The organism is Stenotrophomonas maltophilia (assembly GCF_039555535.1).
Lineage (GTDB): Bacteria > Pseudomonadota > Gammaproteobacteria > Xanthomonadales > Xanthomonadaceae > Stenotrophomonas > Stenotrophomonas maltophilia_Q.
On the sequence record NZ_CP154630.1, the window covers coordinates 2151829 to 2164718 of the forward strand.

Here is a 12890-nt window from a genome sequence, read left to right on the forward strand (position 1 = left end):
CGATGAGCGAGAAGATCATCGCGAAGGTGGTGGACCGCGCGCAGGCGGCGATCGATCCGGCCGAGGGCATCTCGGCAGTGTCCGATCCCGGCTTCGGCGGCATCGACGTGTTCATCGGCAAGGTGCGCGATGTCAATGCGGGCCGGCGGGTGACCGGGATCACCTACGATCTGTTTGAACCGTTGGTGCTGAACGAGTTCAAGCGCCTGGCCGCCGAGGTCGAGGCCACGTTTGGTCCGAAGCTGAAGCTGTATGTGGCACACGCCAAGGGCCGGTTGGGCATCGGCGATGTGGCGGTGGTGGTGGCCGCCGGCAGCCCGCACCGTGACGAGGCGTTCCGCGCCTGCCGGCAGTTGATCGAGGTGGTGAAACACCAGTGCCCGATCTGGAAGCAGGAGCATTACGAGGACGGCGACAGCCAGTGGAGCGAAGGTTGCAGCCTGTGCCATGCGGACGATGAGCCTGCGCATGCGCACAGCCACAGCCCGTGACGCCAGTAGATCCACGCCATGCGTGGATAGCGCTCTCCCGGCGCACCCGGCCGACGCAGCCACGCATGGCGTGGCTCTACCATGAATGGAACCATCAACGGCATCGTGTTGGCCGGTGGCCTGTCCAGCAGGATGGGCCGCGACAAGGCAACGCTGCCGTGGCAGGGCCGCACCCTGCTGGAGCACATGCGGGGCCTGTTGACGCAGGCCGGCGCGCGCGAGGTCTGGATCAGCGGCAACTACCCGGCCTTCGGCGGCATCCCCGATCGTGTGCCCCGATGCGGGCCACTGGGCGGGCTCTACAGCGTGGCAATGCAGATGCCTGACGAGCCTGCATGGGTGGTGCCGGTGGACACGCCGCGGTTGAGCGCGGTACTGCTGCAGCGACTGTGCCTGGCAGGAGACACTCCCTGCGTGGTGTTTGCCGACGAACCATTGCCGATGCGGTTGCAGATCGATGATCATTGCCGCCGCGTGCTGCAGGAATTGATTGAAGATCCGAGGGCACGCCGTTCGCTGCGTGCCCTGCAGGAACGCTTGGGCGTGACCCGGTTGCCACTGGCGCCAGGGGATCAGGCGTTGCTGCTCAACTGCAATACCCCATCGGAATGGGAGTCCACCGCACCATGAAAGTCCAGCTGCAACAGCAATCGATGCGCCTGCGCGTGGATGAAGAGGAACTGGCGCGCCTGCTGGTCGGTGAGTCGGTGGAGAACCTGACCCGCTTTGGCGGCAGCGGTGGCTGGGGTGTGGCACTGTCGTTGCATGCCGGCGATCAGGCGGTGCTGCTCGATGGCGGTACGTTCTGCCGGCTGGTGCTGCCGCGCGAAGCCGTGGAGGCACTGGCGGCGCGCCTGCCGTGCCGTGAGGGTCTTGGCTTCGGCATCGCATTGGATGACGACAGCATGCTGCAACTCCAGTTCGACGTGGATGTGCGCGACAGCGTGCGGCAGCGCGGTGCGCAACGGCGTTCGAAGCCTGCGTCGGAGTAGGTGCATTGCGCAGGGGCGGGCGGCATGCTGTCGTATGATGGGGGCCTTCGTTCCTGCGTCGCTGCAATGCCCCTGAACCCCTCTGCTCCTTCTCCGCTGCGACCGGCCACGCCCAATCCTGCGGCGGCCGATGACGGTGATGCGCTGCATTTCTGCAGCACCTGCGCGTTCTCCGATGCCTGCACGTCGCAGGGCTATGACAAGACCGCGCTGGGCGAGCTGCATGTGCTGGTTGACCACATGGGGCCGTTCCAGGCCGGTGACTACCTGTTCCGTGCCGGTGATCCGTTCGATTCGATCGCCGCCGTGCGTGCCGGCATGGTCAAGACCTTTGTCGATGACAGCCAGGGCAACGAGCAGGTGCTGGGCTTCAACCTGCCCGGTGAAGTGATCGGGCTCAATGCCATCCACGGTGCGCGCTTTCCCTGCAATGCCGTGGCGCTGGACACGGTCTATCTGTGTCGCATCTCCTTCCCGCGATTGAGCCTGCTGGCCACCCGCATGCCGGGGTTGCAGGCACGGCTGTTCAGCCTGCTCAGTGCCGAGATCGGCAAGGTCGCTACGTTGGCCGCCAACCATCGCACCGAGGAGCGCATGGCGGCGTTTCTGCTGGATCTTTCCGAGCGCTATGCCCGGCGCGGATTCTCGGCCACCCGCTTCAACCTGAGCATGGCCCGTACCGAGATTGCCAACTACCTGCGGATGGCGCCGGAGACGGTGAGCCGGGTGCTGCGCCGGTTGAGCGACGAGGGTGTGATTGCGGTGAACCAACGTGAGATGCTGTTGCTGCAACCCGAGCGGCTGGCGGAACTGGCCGTGACCCGGGAACCCGGACTGGACTGATCAGACAACCAAAGGGCCGACCATGAAGCGAGTGGGGCTGTTGTTGCTCGGAATGCTGGCTGCAGTTCCGGCCTGGGCGGCCGACCTGACGGTGTCGGCGGCGTCGAGCCTGACCGAGAGCTTCCGTGAACTGGGCGCGGCCTACGAGAAGGCGCACCCGGGCACCAAGGTCGACTTCAACTTTGCCGCGTCTGGCGTACTGCTGCAGCAGATCAGCCGCGGTGCACCGGTGGATGTATTCGCCTCGGCCGACGAAACCACGATGGACCAGGCGCAGCAGCAGGATCTGCTGGCCGCCGGTAGCCGCGAGGTGTTCGCGGTGAATGCGCTGTGGGTGGTGGTGCCGCCGCAGGCCAAGGCGGCGCCGCGTACCTTGAAGGACCTGGCCGGTGCTGGTGTGCAGCGCATCGCACTGGGCAACCCGGACAGCGTGCCGGTGGGCCGCTATGCCAAGGGTGCACTGGAAGTGGCGGGCCTGTGGCCGTCGGTGCAGGGCAAGGCCATCACCACGCAGAACGTGCGCCAGTCGTTGGACTACGTGGCACGCGGTGAAGTGGATGCCGGCTTCGTCTATGCCACCGATGCGCAGGCGATGCCCAACCGCGTGCGCCGTGCCTTCGCGGTGCCGGTGGCAGGGCGCATTGCCTATCCGCTGGCCGTGATCAAGGCCAGCCCACAGCAAGCGGAAGCCAGGCGCTTCACCGCCTTCTTGCGTTCGGCACAGGGCCAGGCGATCCTGGCCAAACACGGGTTCGGCAAGCCCTGAGGCATGGATCTGGACTGGAGCGCATTGGGGTTGTCGCTGAAGGTGGCTGGCTGGGCCACCGCGATCAACCTGGTGCTGGGCGTAGCACTGGGCGCATTGCTGGCGCGGCGGCGATTTCCCGGCCGTGAGCTGCTGGATTCGCTGCTGACCTTGCCGATGGTGCTGCCGCCGACGGTGCTGGGCTACTACCTGCTGGTACTGATCGGTCGCAACGGCCCAGTCGGCGCATGGCTGCAATCGTGGTTCGGCATCAACCTGGTGTTCACCTGGCAGGCCGCGGTGATCGCGGCGGCGGTGGCCTCGTTGCCGCTGGTGTTCAAGCCGGCGCGCGCGGCGTTCGAGGAAGTGGACGGGCAGCTGGAACAAGCCGCACGCACGCTCGGTGTGTCCGAAGCCGCGGTGTTCTTCCGCATCACGTTGCCGCTGGCCTGGCGTGGCATTCTTGCCGGGTTGCTGCTGGCATTCGCACGCGCCATGGGCGAGTTCGGTGCCACGCTGATGGTGGCGGGCAGCATTCCGGGTCGCACGCAGACGCTGTCGATCGCCATCTACGAGGCGGTGCAGGCCGGTCAGGATGGCAAGGCCAATGCGCTGGTGATCCTGACCTCGGTGGTCTGCATCGTGATCCTGTTGCTGGCTGCGCGGCTGGTGGGCGGACGTCGCCGGGAGCTGCGTGATGTGGCTTGACCTGCAGGTGCAGCGCCGCCTGCGGGCGGCCGGCCAGGATTTCGTGTTGGACGTATCGCTGCAGTGCACGCAGCGGCAGGTGGTGCTGTTCGGACCCTCGGGTGCCGGCAAGAGCCTGACGCTGAAGGCGGTGGCCGGGCTGCTGCGGCCCGGGCAGGGACATGTGCGCGTGCAGGGGCAGACCCTGTTCGATGCGGCCAACGGCGTGGATCTGCCGCCGCAGCGCCGCCGGCTGGGCTACGTGTTCCAGGATTACGCGTTGTTCCCGCACCTTAGCGTGCGCCAGAACGTGGCGTTCGGGCTGGAGCGCGGGTGGTTGAATCCGCGCGCGCGCCAGCGCTTGGATGCGGTGGAGCAGTGGCTGCACGCATTCCGCATCGACACGGTGGGCGATCTGCTGCCCGCGCAGGTCTCCGGTGGCCAGCGCCAGCGCACTGCATTGGCGCGCGCCCTGGTGACGCAGCCGCAGGCGCTGCTGCTGGATGAGCCGTTCTCCGCACTGGACCACGACCTGCGCCAGCACCTGCGCCAGGAGCTGGAAACCGTGTTGGACCGGACCGGCATCCCGTTGTTGTTGATCAGCCACGACCCGCAGGACGTGGCGATGTTCGGCCAGCAGGTGGCGCGCGTGGTGGACGGCCGTATCGTCGGGGGGTGACCCGGCACCTGTAGAGCCGAGCCCATGCTCGGCTGCTCTACCGCCAACAGCAGCCGAGCATGGGCTCGGCTCTACAGGATCAACGGATCAATACAGTTCACAGTGCGTGCGGCCTTCGCTCCGCAGCGCGTCCCAATGCCCTTCGCCACCGATGGCATCGATGGCCTCGCGCACCGCGCTTTCCAGGTGGCTCTTGTTGCCGCACAGGTACAGATGCCCACCGCGGGCCAGGACGCCGCGCACTTCGCTGGCACGCTGCTGCAGCACATGCTGCACATAGACCTTGTCGGCACCATCGCGCGAGAACGCGGTATGCAGGCCGGCCAGCACGCCACGCGCGTGCCAGTCCTGCAACTGGTCGCGATACAGGTAATCGTGCTGGCGGTGCTTCTCGCCGAACACCAGGTGCACTTCACGTTCGCAGGCGTTGGCCTGCAGTTCCTGCATCAGGCCCATCAAGGGCGCGATGCCGGTGCCGGTGCCGACCAGCAGCAGCGGTACCTGGCCGGTGTCGGGCAGGTGGAAGCCAGGGTTGGAGCGGCAGTACACATGGGCATGGTCGCCGCCATGCAGCAGGCTGCCGGTGGCAGTGCCGAAGCGCGCGCGGCCGCGCAGGGTGTAGCGCACTTCGCGCACGCACAGGCTCAGCTGGTCCTCGCGCGGGTGCGAGGCAATGGAATAGGCGCGCGGCAGCCGCGGCGACAGCAGTTCACGCAGTCGGGCCAGCGGCACGCTGTCCGGAGTAGCGTGGTCCTGCAGCACGTCCAGCAGGTCCAGGCCGTGCAGGTAGGCGTCCAGCTCGCGCTTCTGGCTGACCCTCAACAGGCCCTTCAGTATATCGCTGCCACCCAGCTTGGCCAGTTCGCGCAGCACACCCTTGCTCAGCAGGCGCAGCTCGCGGTCATGCAGCAGGACCATGGTTTCATCGTCGCCGTACCAGCAGGCCAGCGCCTGCAGCAGCATCGGATCGTTCTCCGGCACCACGTGCAGGGTGTCGCCCGCGCGGTAGGCCATGCCACTGCCGGCAATATCCAGCTGCAGGTGCCACGCCGCCGGGTCGCTGCTGTTCAAACGGCGACGTTCGAGAATGGGGGCGGCAAACGCATTGTCCTCGCCATAGGCGGTGACCTGCAGGCGCAAGTCCTGGCCGGCGCTGAGGTCGCCGTCCAGCACCTGGCCGAGCACCGGCTGCCATTGCTGGAAGAACTGCTCGTAGCCCAGGTCAGCGTCCACGCGCTGCAGCAGCGGCTGCGCCTGGCGCTCACTCAGCGCAGCATCCAGCGCCTTGGTGAAGCCACAGAAGCTGGGGTAGGCGGTGTCACCAAGGCCAAACACCGCATAGCGCAGGCCGCTCAGCGTCGGGGTCTGGCGCAGTGTTTCGAAGAACTGCTCGCCGTTGGCCGGCGGCTCGCCATCGCCGAACGAGCTGGAGATCGCCAGCAGCACATCGCCGTGGCCGAGACTGGCCACGTCGATGTCGTTGAACGGGAGCACCTGCGGCGCGTGCGGCTGCAGGTCCGCGCCCAGGCGCTGGGCCAGAGCGCGGGCATTGCCCGACTCGGACGCGAAACCCACCAGCAGGCGGCTGAAGGGCGCACTGGTCGGGAGGGCGTTCACGCGGCCTCGTAGAAGTCGTCGAACTTTTCCTTGCTGAACTCGACCAGGTCGTAGTTCTGCATCAGGTCGTTCACCACGCGGCGGATGCTGATATAGGAGGTGATGTTGCCGTCGGCGTCGAACAGCGGCTGCACCGTGGTGTCGACCACGTAGAGCACGCCGCCCTTGCCGAGGTTGGGCACGATGCCGGTCCAGGTCTTGCCGGCCTTGATGGTGTCCCACATGTCCTTGTAGACCGCCTTGGGCACATCCGGGTGGCGCACGATGCTGTGCGGCTGGCCGATCAGCTCCTCGCGGGCGAAGCCGGTGAGCGTGCAGAACAGGTCGTTGGCGTAGGTGATGTTGCCCTGCAGGTCGGTGGTGGAGATCACCATGACGTTCTGCATGGCGTTCAGCAGCTGGGCGTTGTCGGGGGTGTAGCTCATCGCAGGGTCCTTATGGATGCCGGTAGCGCCGGCGTGTTCGGGTCCTGCATAGAGATACGCCCGCACGGCGGCGGGCGGTTTGACATTGGTCAAGCGGGGGGCGCGAAGGGCTGCGACGGGGTGTCGCAGGGAGGTTCTCTGTAGAGCCGAGCCCATGCTCGGCTTATGCGGCAAACGGGATTGCCAGTAGCCGAGCGTGGGCTCGGCTCTACAGAAAGGGCAAGGTGTCAGCCCATCAGATAGCGCAGCACACCCGCCGAGACTACGCCGATCAGCACCGTCGGCAGCATCGACAGCCGCGTGGCGGCCAGCAGGGTGATCGCCAGTGCGGCCAGGTCGGCGGGCTTGTCAGCGACGAAGTCCGGGGCGATCACCGAGATCAGCACGCAGCCCGGCGCGGCTTCCATCACCGTCACGGCGCGTTTGCTCAATGTGCGGTTGCGCAGCGCGAGGAAACCGACGATGCGGGTCAGGTAGGTGGCGGCAGCCATCAGCACGATGGTCAGCACCGAGGTCCAGTGGATCAGTCCGTTGAAGATCATGCCGCGTCCTCCGCCAGCAGCCAGGCGGCCGCCAGGCCGGCCAATGCGCCGGTGGCTACGTACCAGGCGCCCGGAATCAGCAGATAGGTGGCAGCGGCCACCACCAGGCTCACCAGCCACGGCCGCGCGGCCTTCACGCCCTGCCACATGCCGCGCAGTAGCACCAGGAACACGGCGGGGAAGGCCATGTCGAAGCCATAGGCGTGGATGTCGCCCAGCATCGGTCCGACGATCGCGCCCAGCGCGGTACAGGCTACCCACACCGTATACAGGCCTGCCGATACGCCCAGGTAGTAGGCCAGGCTGAAGCCAAGTGCGCGGCGTCGCGCATCGGCCACGCCCATCGCCCAGCTTTCATCGCACATGAAGAACAGGGCCGGCAGCACGCGGCGTCGTGGCAGGTGCTGCAGCAGCGGGGCCAGGCTGGCGCCCATCAGCAGGTGGCGGCTGTTGACCAGTGCGGTGATGGCCACGATCAGTGCAATGTGCGGTGGCGAGGTCCACAGTTCGACGGCGGCGAACTCTGAGCCGCCAGCGAAGTTGAGGCCGGTCATCAGCGGCACTTCCAGTGCGCTCAGGCCTTTCTGGGCGGCCTGGGCGCCAAGTACCAGGGCGAAGGGAATGAAGCCGATCATCACCGGCACGGCGGCGCGCAGGCCGCGCAGGAATTCGGCACGCGGCGGGGTATCGCAGGTGTCGGGCAGGGGGAGGGTGGTACGGGCGTCCATGGAACGGCACAACGAGGTGGGGGTGGCCCATGCTAGCGGTCCAATCGCGAAATCGGGTTGCGTTGATGCCACTTGATTCTTGATGATTGATATTTCATGCGGCCATAAGTCAAAGGGGTGAAATCCCATGCAGTACCAGCTCGACAATCTGGATCGTCGCATCCTCGACGCCCTGCAGCGCGACGGCCGCCTGCAGAACCTGGAACTGGCCCGCCAGGTCGGGCTGTCGCCGTCGGCCTGCCTGCGCCGGGTGCGGTTGCTGGAGGAGGGCGGCTACATCGACCGCTATGTGGCTTTGTTGAACGAGGCCAAGGTGGGCCGCGGCTTCACCGTGTTCGTGCGGGTGTGGCTGCGCGGGCAGGACGAGGACACCACCAATCACTTCATCAACAGCATCAAGTCTTTCCCGGAAGTGCTTGAATGCCATCTGATGGCTGGTGACTGCGATTTCCTGCTGCGGGTGGCGGTGGCCGACCTTGATGCCTACCGGCAGTTCCAGATGCAGCACCTGAACCGGATTGCCGGGGTGCAGAACACCAAGACCGAGATTCCGATGCAGCGGATCAAGCAGACGACCCAGCTGCCGCTTTGAGAGGTACGGCCGGGTTGCACCCGGCACCCGCGGTAGTGCCGGCCGCTGGCCGGCAACCTCAGGAGCAACAGCCGAAGCAACAGCCGGCTTGGCGCGGGATGGCGTGGTGGGTCCGGCTGCAGGGGACGCCGTAAACCCGTCCATGGGGGCTTGGCCGCGGCATCCATGCCGCGGACACCCCTGCAACCGGCCCCACCCCGCCTTCGACAGATTTCCGCGATCTGCCGGAACGGCATGGGGCGACACGCTCTGATCGGCACGGGGTCGGATCCCGTTGCTGCGCAACGGGCTCTGACCCCACGCCCGAATGACGTGGTCTGTTCGATCCATTGATTCCTGATTCGTGACCGGCTCCAGCGAACCTGACCCGTCCGTTGGCAGTGCGCGGCAGTCATCGCAATGACATGTGCTCCCGGTACGGTTTGATCCGCTTGCAGCTGCTGTCGCTGCCGAGGGTCATGTGTTCGACGTCAGGGGGCTGAATGGACACCATGCGATCAGAAAGTGGAGGCTGGCCATCGCCGGATGGCTGCTGCTGGCCTTTGCCGCGGCAGCCCAGGACGGTGTCCATGCCTACGACATCCCCGCGCAGCCGCTGGAACAGGCGGTCGAGCGCTTCAGCGTCATCAGCGGCTGGTCGGTGATGTACCCGGGCGAGCTTGCCGCGGGCCGCAACAGTCACGCGCTTCGCGAAAGCCTTGCGCCGCTGCCGGCCTTGCAGGTTCTGTTGCAAGATTCCGGCATCAAGGCCGAGGTGATCGGCGAACAGCGGGTGGTGCTGCGTCGGAGCACGTCCTCGACGGCCGAACCCGGCGTTGGCGCGGAACTTCCCGATACCGAGCGGCGCCGTCGCTACGCTGGCCTGCAGCAACGCCTGCGCGCTGCGTTCTGTGACGATCCCGACCTGGCTCCAGGTCGCTATGCCGCGACCCTGCGTTTCAGCGTTGCCAGTGACGGCCAGGTGCATTCCCCTGAACTGCTTTCCGGCAGTGGCAATGCCGGTCGCGATGCGCGCCTGCTGCAGGCGCTGCAGGCACTGACGGTGGCAGCCGATGCCGCCGCGCTGCCGCAGCCGGTGACGCTGCAGATCCGCCCTTCCGGCACCGACCACGACTGTGGCCGGCGCTCGCCCCTTCCATGATTTCAAGGATTCGAACATGAGCAACGGTACGGCTGGGGCAGTTGACCTGATGGACCACCTTCTGGGCGCCTATGACGAGCTGAAGCGCAGGCTGGTGCGCAAGCTGGGTTCGGAGGAGCTGGCCGGCGATGCGCTGCAGGACACCTGGATGCGCCTGAGTGCGCGCCGTGACCGCCTGGATGCGGTGCAGAATCCGGCGGCCTACCTGCTGCGCATGGCGATGAACACCGTGATTGATCGCCAACGTGCTGACCACCGGTTGCTCAGCCTGGAAGAAGTGGACACGCTGATGGACATGGCCGATCCGTCACCGGGCCCAGCACAGGCGGCCGAGCTGGACTTCGCGCTGGAAGACATGGTCGGGCTGCTGCAGCGCATGCCCGAGCGCCGTCGCCGCATCCTGCTGGCAATCCGCGTCGACGGCCTGCAGCAGCGCGACGTGGCCGATCACCTCGGTGTATCGCTGCGGCTGGTGCAGCGCGAGCTGAAGGCGGCCCAGGACTACCTTGCCGAGCGCAGTGGGCAGGGGCGCCAGGTGCGGTTCTGAGCGGCGGCATCCGTCTACACTTTGACGCCGAGCAGAACCCCGCAGCGTGCGGGTCCGGCATGAGTCCCCATGGATCCTGACGATCGCCCGCAACGCCCGCTGGATGCCGTCGAGCGGCAGGCCCACGCGTGGGTGGTGCGGTTGACCTCGGGCGAGGCCACCGCCGCCGATGGGGACAGGTTCCGCGCGTGGTGTGAGGCCGACCCGCGCCATCGTGAGGCGTTCGGCCGTGCGCGCCGACAATGGGAGCAGGTACGCCTGGCGGGCGAGCAGTTGCCTGCAGAGGCACGGCAGCCTGTCGCGCCGACGCCGACCCAGCGCTGGAGCCGCCGTGCCTTCCTCGGTGCTGCCATCGCGGCGCCGGTCAGCCTGGTGGTGGTGGCGGCGATCCGCCCGCCGCTGGGGTTGTGGCCATCGGTGACGGCGATGGCGGCCGATTTCCATACCGGAACCGGTGAACGGCTGCAGATCGCGCCTTCGCCGCAGTTGAAGATCGAACTGGATACGCAGAGCAGCCTGCGCCGGCGGGCGGATGCAAAGGGCGCAGGCTTCGAGCTGGTGCAGGGCCAGGCCGCGATCGAAACCGGGTCTGGCCTGCGCCTGGCGCTGTTCGCCGGGGCGGGCTGCGTGATTGCCGATGAAGGTGCGGTGCGCCTGGACGTACGCAACACCCTGGGCCAGGTGCGGGTGACCTGCCTGCACGGTAGTGCGCGCATCGAGCACCCGCAGGGCCGGCTGCAGCTGCAGGCCGGCCAGCAGACCCGGTACGACGAGCGCCTCAGTGGCGTGGTGGCCGAGGCCGTGGCCTCGGACGTGAGTGCCTGGACCGAAGGCATGCTGGTGTTCCGCCGCGCACCGCTGCGCGAGGTGGTCGACGAGATCAATCGTTACCGCCGCGGAAAAGTGTTGCTGGGCGAATCGGCGCTGGCACGTGCCCCGGTGAGCGGCCGCTTCCGCATCGATGATCCGGATGCGGCGCTGGAGCAGCTGCGACTGACGATGTCGCTGGATCTGCGTCGCTTTCCGGGTGGCATCGCCGTCCTTGGGTAGATGAAGACGCTGGCCGTGCGCACCGCGCAGGGCTGTTGCAAGCAAGGAGAGGCCAAGGATGCGCAACGAGACCATCGGCGTGCTGGATCTGCGCCGCAATCTGTCGGCGCTGCTGGAAACCACGCAGCGACGCCCCTTGATGGTGCATCGCTATGGCTCGCCGTGGGTGTGCGTGGTGTCCGACGCGCAGTGGCAGCAACAGGCTGTGCTGCTGGACTTCGATCCGCAATCGCATCCGTTGGCGATGCTGCTGCGGCTGCAGCAGCAGCTGTTGCCGTTGTCTGAAAGCGGGGCACTGCCACCTGCGGCGCTTGCGCGCGCGTTGCTGCTGATGGACATGCATGGCGTTGACGATCTCGTGCAGCTGCACGAGCAGGTGCTGCACCACCGGCTGTGGCACTGGTTCGTGGCAGGCAGCCACGGCGTGATGGAGGGCTGGCAGCTGCCGGCGCTGCGCGTCGCGGTGGCATCATGGTGCGATGACGTGGACATGACCGATGCATGGGTTGCATTCGCCGCGCGCAGCGACGTGGCGATGTTGGCCCGCCGCTGCGGCGGTGACGCGCCACGCCTGCAGCGTGAAGCCTGCAAGCGGATGGCGCTGCGATGACGTTGCCGATGAAGCACTAACCAGCGCACAGAGTCACGTTCCCGGTGTCGCTTCACCTGCCTTGCTGACGTCTTCTCCAGAGTACGACGCACTACGCGTCGCGGAGCGTGGGCGACGCAGATGGCAGAAAGTCGCAGGATCAGCATGCTGGAGCTGGATCGCCACCTGAGCCAGTCGCTGGAGCAGGCGCGGCACGCCCCCCTGAACGTGCAGCGCTATGGACGTTCATGGGTCTGGGTGCTGTCCAGTGATGCGTGGGCGGACGCGGCGCGCTGGGCTGCGCTGGACAGCAGTGCGCACCCGCTGCTGGCGCTGCGCAGGGCGCTCGACCTGCAGTTGCGGCCGTGGCCCGAAGCGGCCATGGGCGCGCTGCCGCTTGACGCGGGCGATGCGCGGCTGCTGCAACGTGCGGCCCTGCTGGTGGTCGTGCGTGATCTCAGCGGCGCGCAGCGCGTGTACGACGACCTGCGCTACCACCAGGCATACAGGATGTTCATTGGCCTCGACCACGGTACCGCGTGGTCGCCGATGCAGTGCGTGCGCCTGCTGCAGGCGTGCGTGCATCCGCTGCTGCGGGCGTGCATCGACGAAACGCTGGCCAGTGTGCCGCCGCAACTGATCGAGGCGGCACGGGTGCGGGCTGCACGTGCGTCTCCTCTGGCGCCAGCGCAGCGAATTGCAGGCGGATGTTTATCGTACTGACACATGCACCGCTGACCATGGCGCAGCGGTCTCTTCCAGGATGACGAGGGCGGAACAATGGCAAGGCAGGTTCGCGGTCGCAGGGCTCGGCAGCAGGGCTTCAGCCTGATCGAGATCATGGTGGTGGTGGTGATCATCGGCATCCTCGCCGCGTTGATCGTACCGCGGTTGATGGATCGCCCTGACCAGGCACGCGTGGTCGCGGCGCGACAGGACATCGCGGCGCTGATGCAGGCGTTGAAGTTGTTCAAGCTCGACAATGGGCGCTATCCCAGCGCCGAGCAAGGGCTGCAGGCACTGGTGAAGCCCCCGCAGGGCAGTGGTGCGATGCCGGTCACGCCCTATCTGGACCGCCTCCCGAATGATCCGTGGGGCCATCCTTACCAATACCAGATTCCCGGCACCCACGGCGACATCGATGTGTTCTCGCTGGGTGCGGACGGCAAGCCCGGGGGCGACGCCGGGAACGCGGACATCGGCTCCTGGCAGTTGTGAGGCA

General features: G+C 66.9%; 18 protein-coding genes. 14 read left to right on the plus strand and 4 right to left on the minus strand.

Annotated elements, in window-relative coordinates:
* Positions 1 to 2: 2 nt before the first annotated feature.
* The 7 genes from AASM09_RS09965 (at position 3) to AASM09_RS09995 (ending at position 4437) form a co-directional block, all read left to right on the plus strand.
* Complete coding sequence (locus AASM09_RS09965; RefSeq protein WP_100443834.1) at positions 3 to 491, plus strand: molybdenum cofactor biosynthesis protein MoaE; 489 nt, start codon at positions 3 to 5, stop codon at positions 489 to 491.
* An 81-nt stretch (positions 492 to 572) separates the two neighbouring features.
* Positions 573 to 1121 (plus strand): molybdenum cofactor guanylyltransferase, encoded by a 549-nt coding sequence (gene mobA, locus AASM09_RS09970; protein WP_049432823.1) that lies wholly within the window; start codon positions 573 to 575, stop codon positions 1119 to 1121.
* On the plus strand, positions 1118 to 1483 hold the full coding sequence (locus AASM09_RS09975; RefSeq protein ID WP_049432820.1) for a hypothetical protein: 366 nt from the start codon (positions 1118 to 1120) through the stop codon (positions 1481 to 1483). The genes mobA and AASM09_RS09975 overlap by 4 nt, the downstream gene beginning before the upstream one ends.
* Before the next feature lie 66 nt (positions 1484 to 1549).
* Positions 1550 to 2326, plus strand: a complete 777-nt coding sequence (locus AASM09_RS09980; protein ID WP_049432817.1) for a helix-turn-helix domain-containing protein — start codon at positions 1550 to 1552, stop codon at positions 2324 to 2326.
* Positions 2327 to 2348: 22 nt separating this feature from the next.
* Entirely contained in the window at positions 2349 to 3092 is a 744-nt protein-coding gene (modA, locus tag AASM09_RS09985) for a molybdate ABC transporter substrate-binding protein (RefSeq protein WP_100443835.1), read from the plus strand.
* Positions 3093 to 3095: 3 nt separating this feature from the next.
* Complete coding sequence (gene modB / locus AASM09_RS09990) at positions 3096 to 3779, plus strand: molybdate ABC transporter permease subunit (RefSeq protein WP_019659885.1); 684 nt, start codon at positions 3096 to 3098, stop codon at positions 3777 to 3779.
* A complete protein-coding gene (locus AASM09_RS09995; RefSeq protein WP_049429305.1) occupies positions 3769 to 4437 on the plus strand; it encodes an ATP-binding cassette domain-containing protein in 669 nt (222 codons plus the stop codon). Before modB ends, AASM09_RS09995 begins: the two co-directional genes overlap by 11 nt.
* Positions 4438 to 4524: 87 nt before the next feature.
* Here the strand turns inward: AASM09_RS09995 and AASM09_RS10000 are convergent, their stop codons facing one another.
* The 4 genes from AASM09_RS10000 to AASM09_RS10015 all read right to left on the minus strand — a co-directional run bounded on the left by AASM09_RS10000 (position 4525) and on the right by AASM09_RS10015 (position 7749).
* Entirely contained in the window at positions 4525 to 6054 is a 1530-nt protein-coding gene (locus tag AASM09_RS10000) for a diflavin oxidoreductase (protein WP_049429304.1), read from the minus strand.
* Positions 6051 to 6479, minus strand: a complete 429-nt coding sequence (locus AASM09_RS10005) for a PAS domain-containing protein (RefSeq protein ID WP_005409905.1) — start codon at positions 6477 to 6479, stop codon at positions 6051 to 6053. Before AASM09_RS10005 ends, AASM09_RS10000 begins: the two co-directional genes overlap by 4 nt.
* Before the next feature lie 227 nt (positions 6480 to 6706).
* Positions 6707 to 7021 carry an AzlD family protein gene (locus AASM09_RS10010; RefSeq protein ID WP_005409898.1) on the minus strand — a complete coding sequence of 105 codons (315 nt, stop codon included), beginning with the start codon at positions 7019 to 7021 and terminating at the stop codon, positions 6707 to 6709.
* Complete coding sequence (locus AASM09_RS10015) at positions 7018 to 7749, minus strand: AzlC family ABC transporter permease (protein WP_049429303.1); 732 nt, start codon at positions 7747 to 7749, stop codon at positions 7018 to 7020. Before AASM09_RS10015 ends, AASM09_RS10010 begins: the two co-directional genes overlap by 4 nt.
* 127 nt (positions 7750 to 7876) lie before the next feature.
* Here AASM09_RS10015 and AASM09_RS10020 point away from each other — a divergent pair, with 127 nt between their 5' ends.
* The 7 genes from AASM09_RS10020 to gspG all read left to right on the plus strand — a co-directional run bounded on the left by AASM09_RS10020 (position 7877) and on the right by gspG (position 12886).
* The gene (locus tag AASM09_RS10020) at positions 7877 to 8341 is read left to right on the plus strand and encodes an Lrp/AsnC family transcriptional regulator (RefSeq protein WP_005409896.1); all 465 of its coding nucleotides are present in this window, start codon (positions 7877 to 7879) and stop codon (positions 8339 to 8341) included.
* Between the two features lie 460 nt (positions 8342 to 8801).
* Positions 8802 to 9482, plus strand: coding sequence for a TonB C-terminal domain-containing protein (locus AASM09_RS10025; protein ID WP_049431526.1), 681 nt, complete (start codon positions 8802 to 8804; stop codon positions 9480 to 9482).
* A gap of 16 nt (positions 9483 to 9498) precedes the next feature.
* Positions 9499 to 10029, plus strand: coding sequence for an RNA polymerase sigma factor (locus AASM09_RS10030; RefSeq protein ID WP_049431529.1), 531 nt, complete (start codon positions 9499 to 9501; stop codon positions 10027 to 10029).
* 69 nt (positions 10030 to 10098) lie between these two features.
* Positions 10099 to 11079, plus strand: a complete 981-nt coding sequence (locus AASM09_RS10035; RefSeq protein WP_049431532.1) for a FecR family protein — start codon at positions 10099 to 10101, stop codon at positions 11077 to 11079.
* 58 nt (positions 11080 to 11137) lie between these two features.
* Positions 11138 to 11689, plus strand: coding sequence for a hypothetical protein (locus tag AASM09_RS10040; RefSeq protein ID WP_049431535.1), 552 nt, complete (start codon positions 11138 to 11140; stop codon positions 11687 to 11689).
* A gap of 144 nt (positions 11690 to 11833) precedes the next feature.
* Positions 11834 to 12391 carry a hypothetical protein gene (locus tag AASM09_RS10045; protein WP_238378699.1) on the plus strand — a complete coding sequence of 186 codons (558 nt, stop codon included), beginning with the start codon at positions 11834 to 11836 and terminating at the stop codon, positions 12389 to 12391.
* Positions 12392 to 12448: 57 nt separating this feature from the next.
* The gene (gspG, locus tag AASM09_RS10050; RefSeq protein WP_049431540.1) at positions 12449 to 12886 is read left to right on the plus strand and encodes a type II secretion system major pseudopilin GspG; all 438 of its coding nucleotides are present in this window, start codon (positions 12449 to 12451) and stop codon (positions 12884 to 12886) included.
* The last annotated feature ends 4 nt before the right edge of the window (positions 12887 to 12890 follow it).

Coding starts and splice junctions, on each gene's coding strand:
- AASM09_RS09995 (WP_049429305.1), top strand. CDS start 3,769: ATGTGGCTTGACCTGCAGGTGCAGCGCCGCCTGCGGGCGGCCGGCCAG.
- modB (WP_019659885.1), top strand. CDS start 3,096: ATGGATCTGGACTGGAGCGCATTGGGGTTGTCGCTGAAGGTGGCTGGC.
- gspG (WP_049431540.1), top strand. CDS start 12,449: ATGGCAAGGCAGGTTCGCGGTCGCAGGGCTCGGCAGCAGGGCTTCAGC.
- AASM09_RS09975 (WP_049432820.1), top strand. CDS start 1,118: ATGAAAGTCCAGCTGCAACAGCAATCGATGCGCCTGCGCGTGGATGAA.
- AASM09_RS10030 (WP_049431529.1), top strand. CDS start 9,499: ATGAGCAACGGTACGGCTGGGGCAGTTGACCTGATGGACCACCTTCTG.
- mobA (WP_049432823.1), top strand. CDS start 573: ATGAATGGAACCATCAACGGCATCGTGTTGGCCGGTGGCCTGTCCAGC.
- AASM09_RS10010 (WP_005409898.1), bottom strand. CDS start 7,021: ATGATCTTCAACGGACTGATCCACTGGACCTCGGTGCTGACCATCGTG.
- AASM09_RS09980 (WP_049432817.1), top strand. CDS start 1,550: ATGCCCCTGAACCCCTCTGCTCCTTCTCCGCTGCGACCGGCCACGCCC.
- AASM09_RS10020 (WP_005409896.1), top strand. CDS start 7,877: ATGCAGTACCAGCTCGACAATCTGGATCGTCGCATCCTCGACGCCCTG.
- modA (WP_100443835.1), top strand. CDS start 2,349: ATGAAGCGAGTGGGGCTGTTGTTGCTCGGAATGCTGGCTGCAGTTCCG.
- AASM09_RS10040 (WP_049431535.1), top strand. CDS start 11,138: ATGCGCAACGAGACCATCGGCGTGCTGGATCTGCGCCGCAATCTGTCG.
- AASM09_RS10045 (WP_238378699.1), top strand. CDS start 11,834: ATGCTGGAGCTGGATCGCCACCTGAGCCAGTCGCTGGAGCAGGCGCGG.
- AASM09_RS10035 (WP_049431532.1), top strand. CDS start 10,099: ATGGATCCTGACGATCGCCCGCAACGCCCGCTGGATGCCGTCGAGCGG.
- AASM09_RS10005 (WP_005409905.1), bottom strand. CDS start 6,479: ATGAGCTACACCCCCGACAACGCCCAGCTGCTGAACGCCATGCAGAAC.
- AASM09_RS10015 (WP_049429303.1), bottom strand. CDS start 7,749: ATGGACGCCCGTACCACCCTCCCCCTGCCCGACACCTGCGATACCCCG.
- AASM09_RS09965 (WP_100443834.1), top strand. CDS start 3: ATGAGCGAGAAGATCATCGCGAAGGTGGTGGACCGCGCGCAGGCGGCG.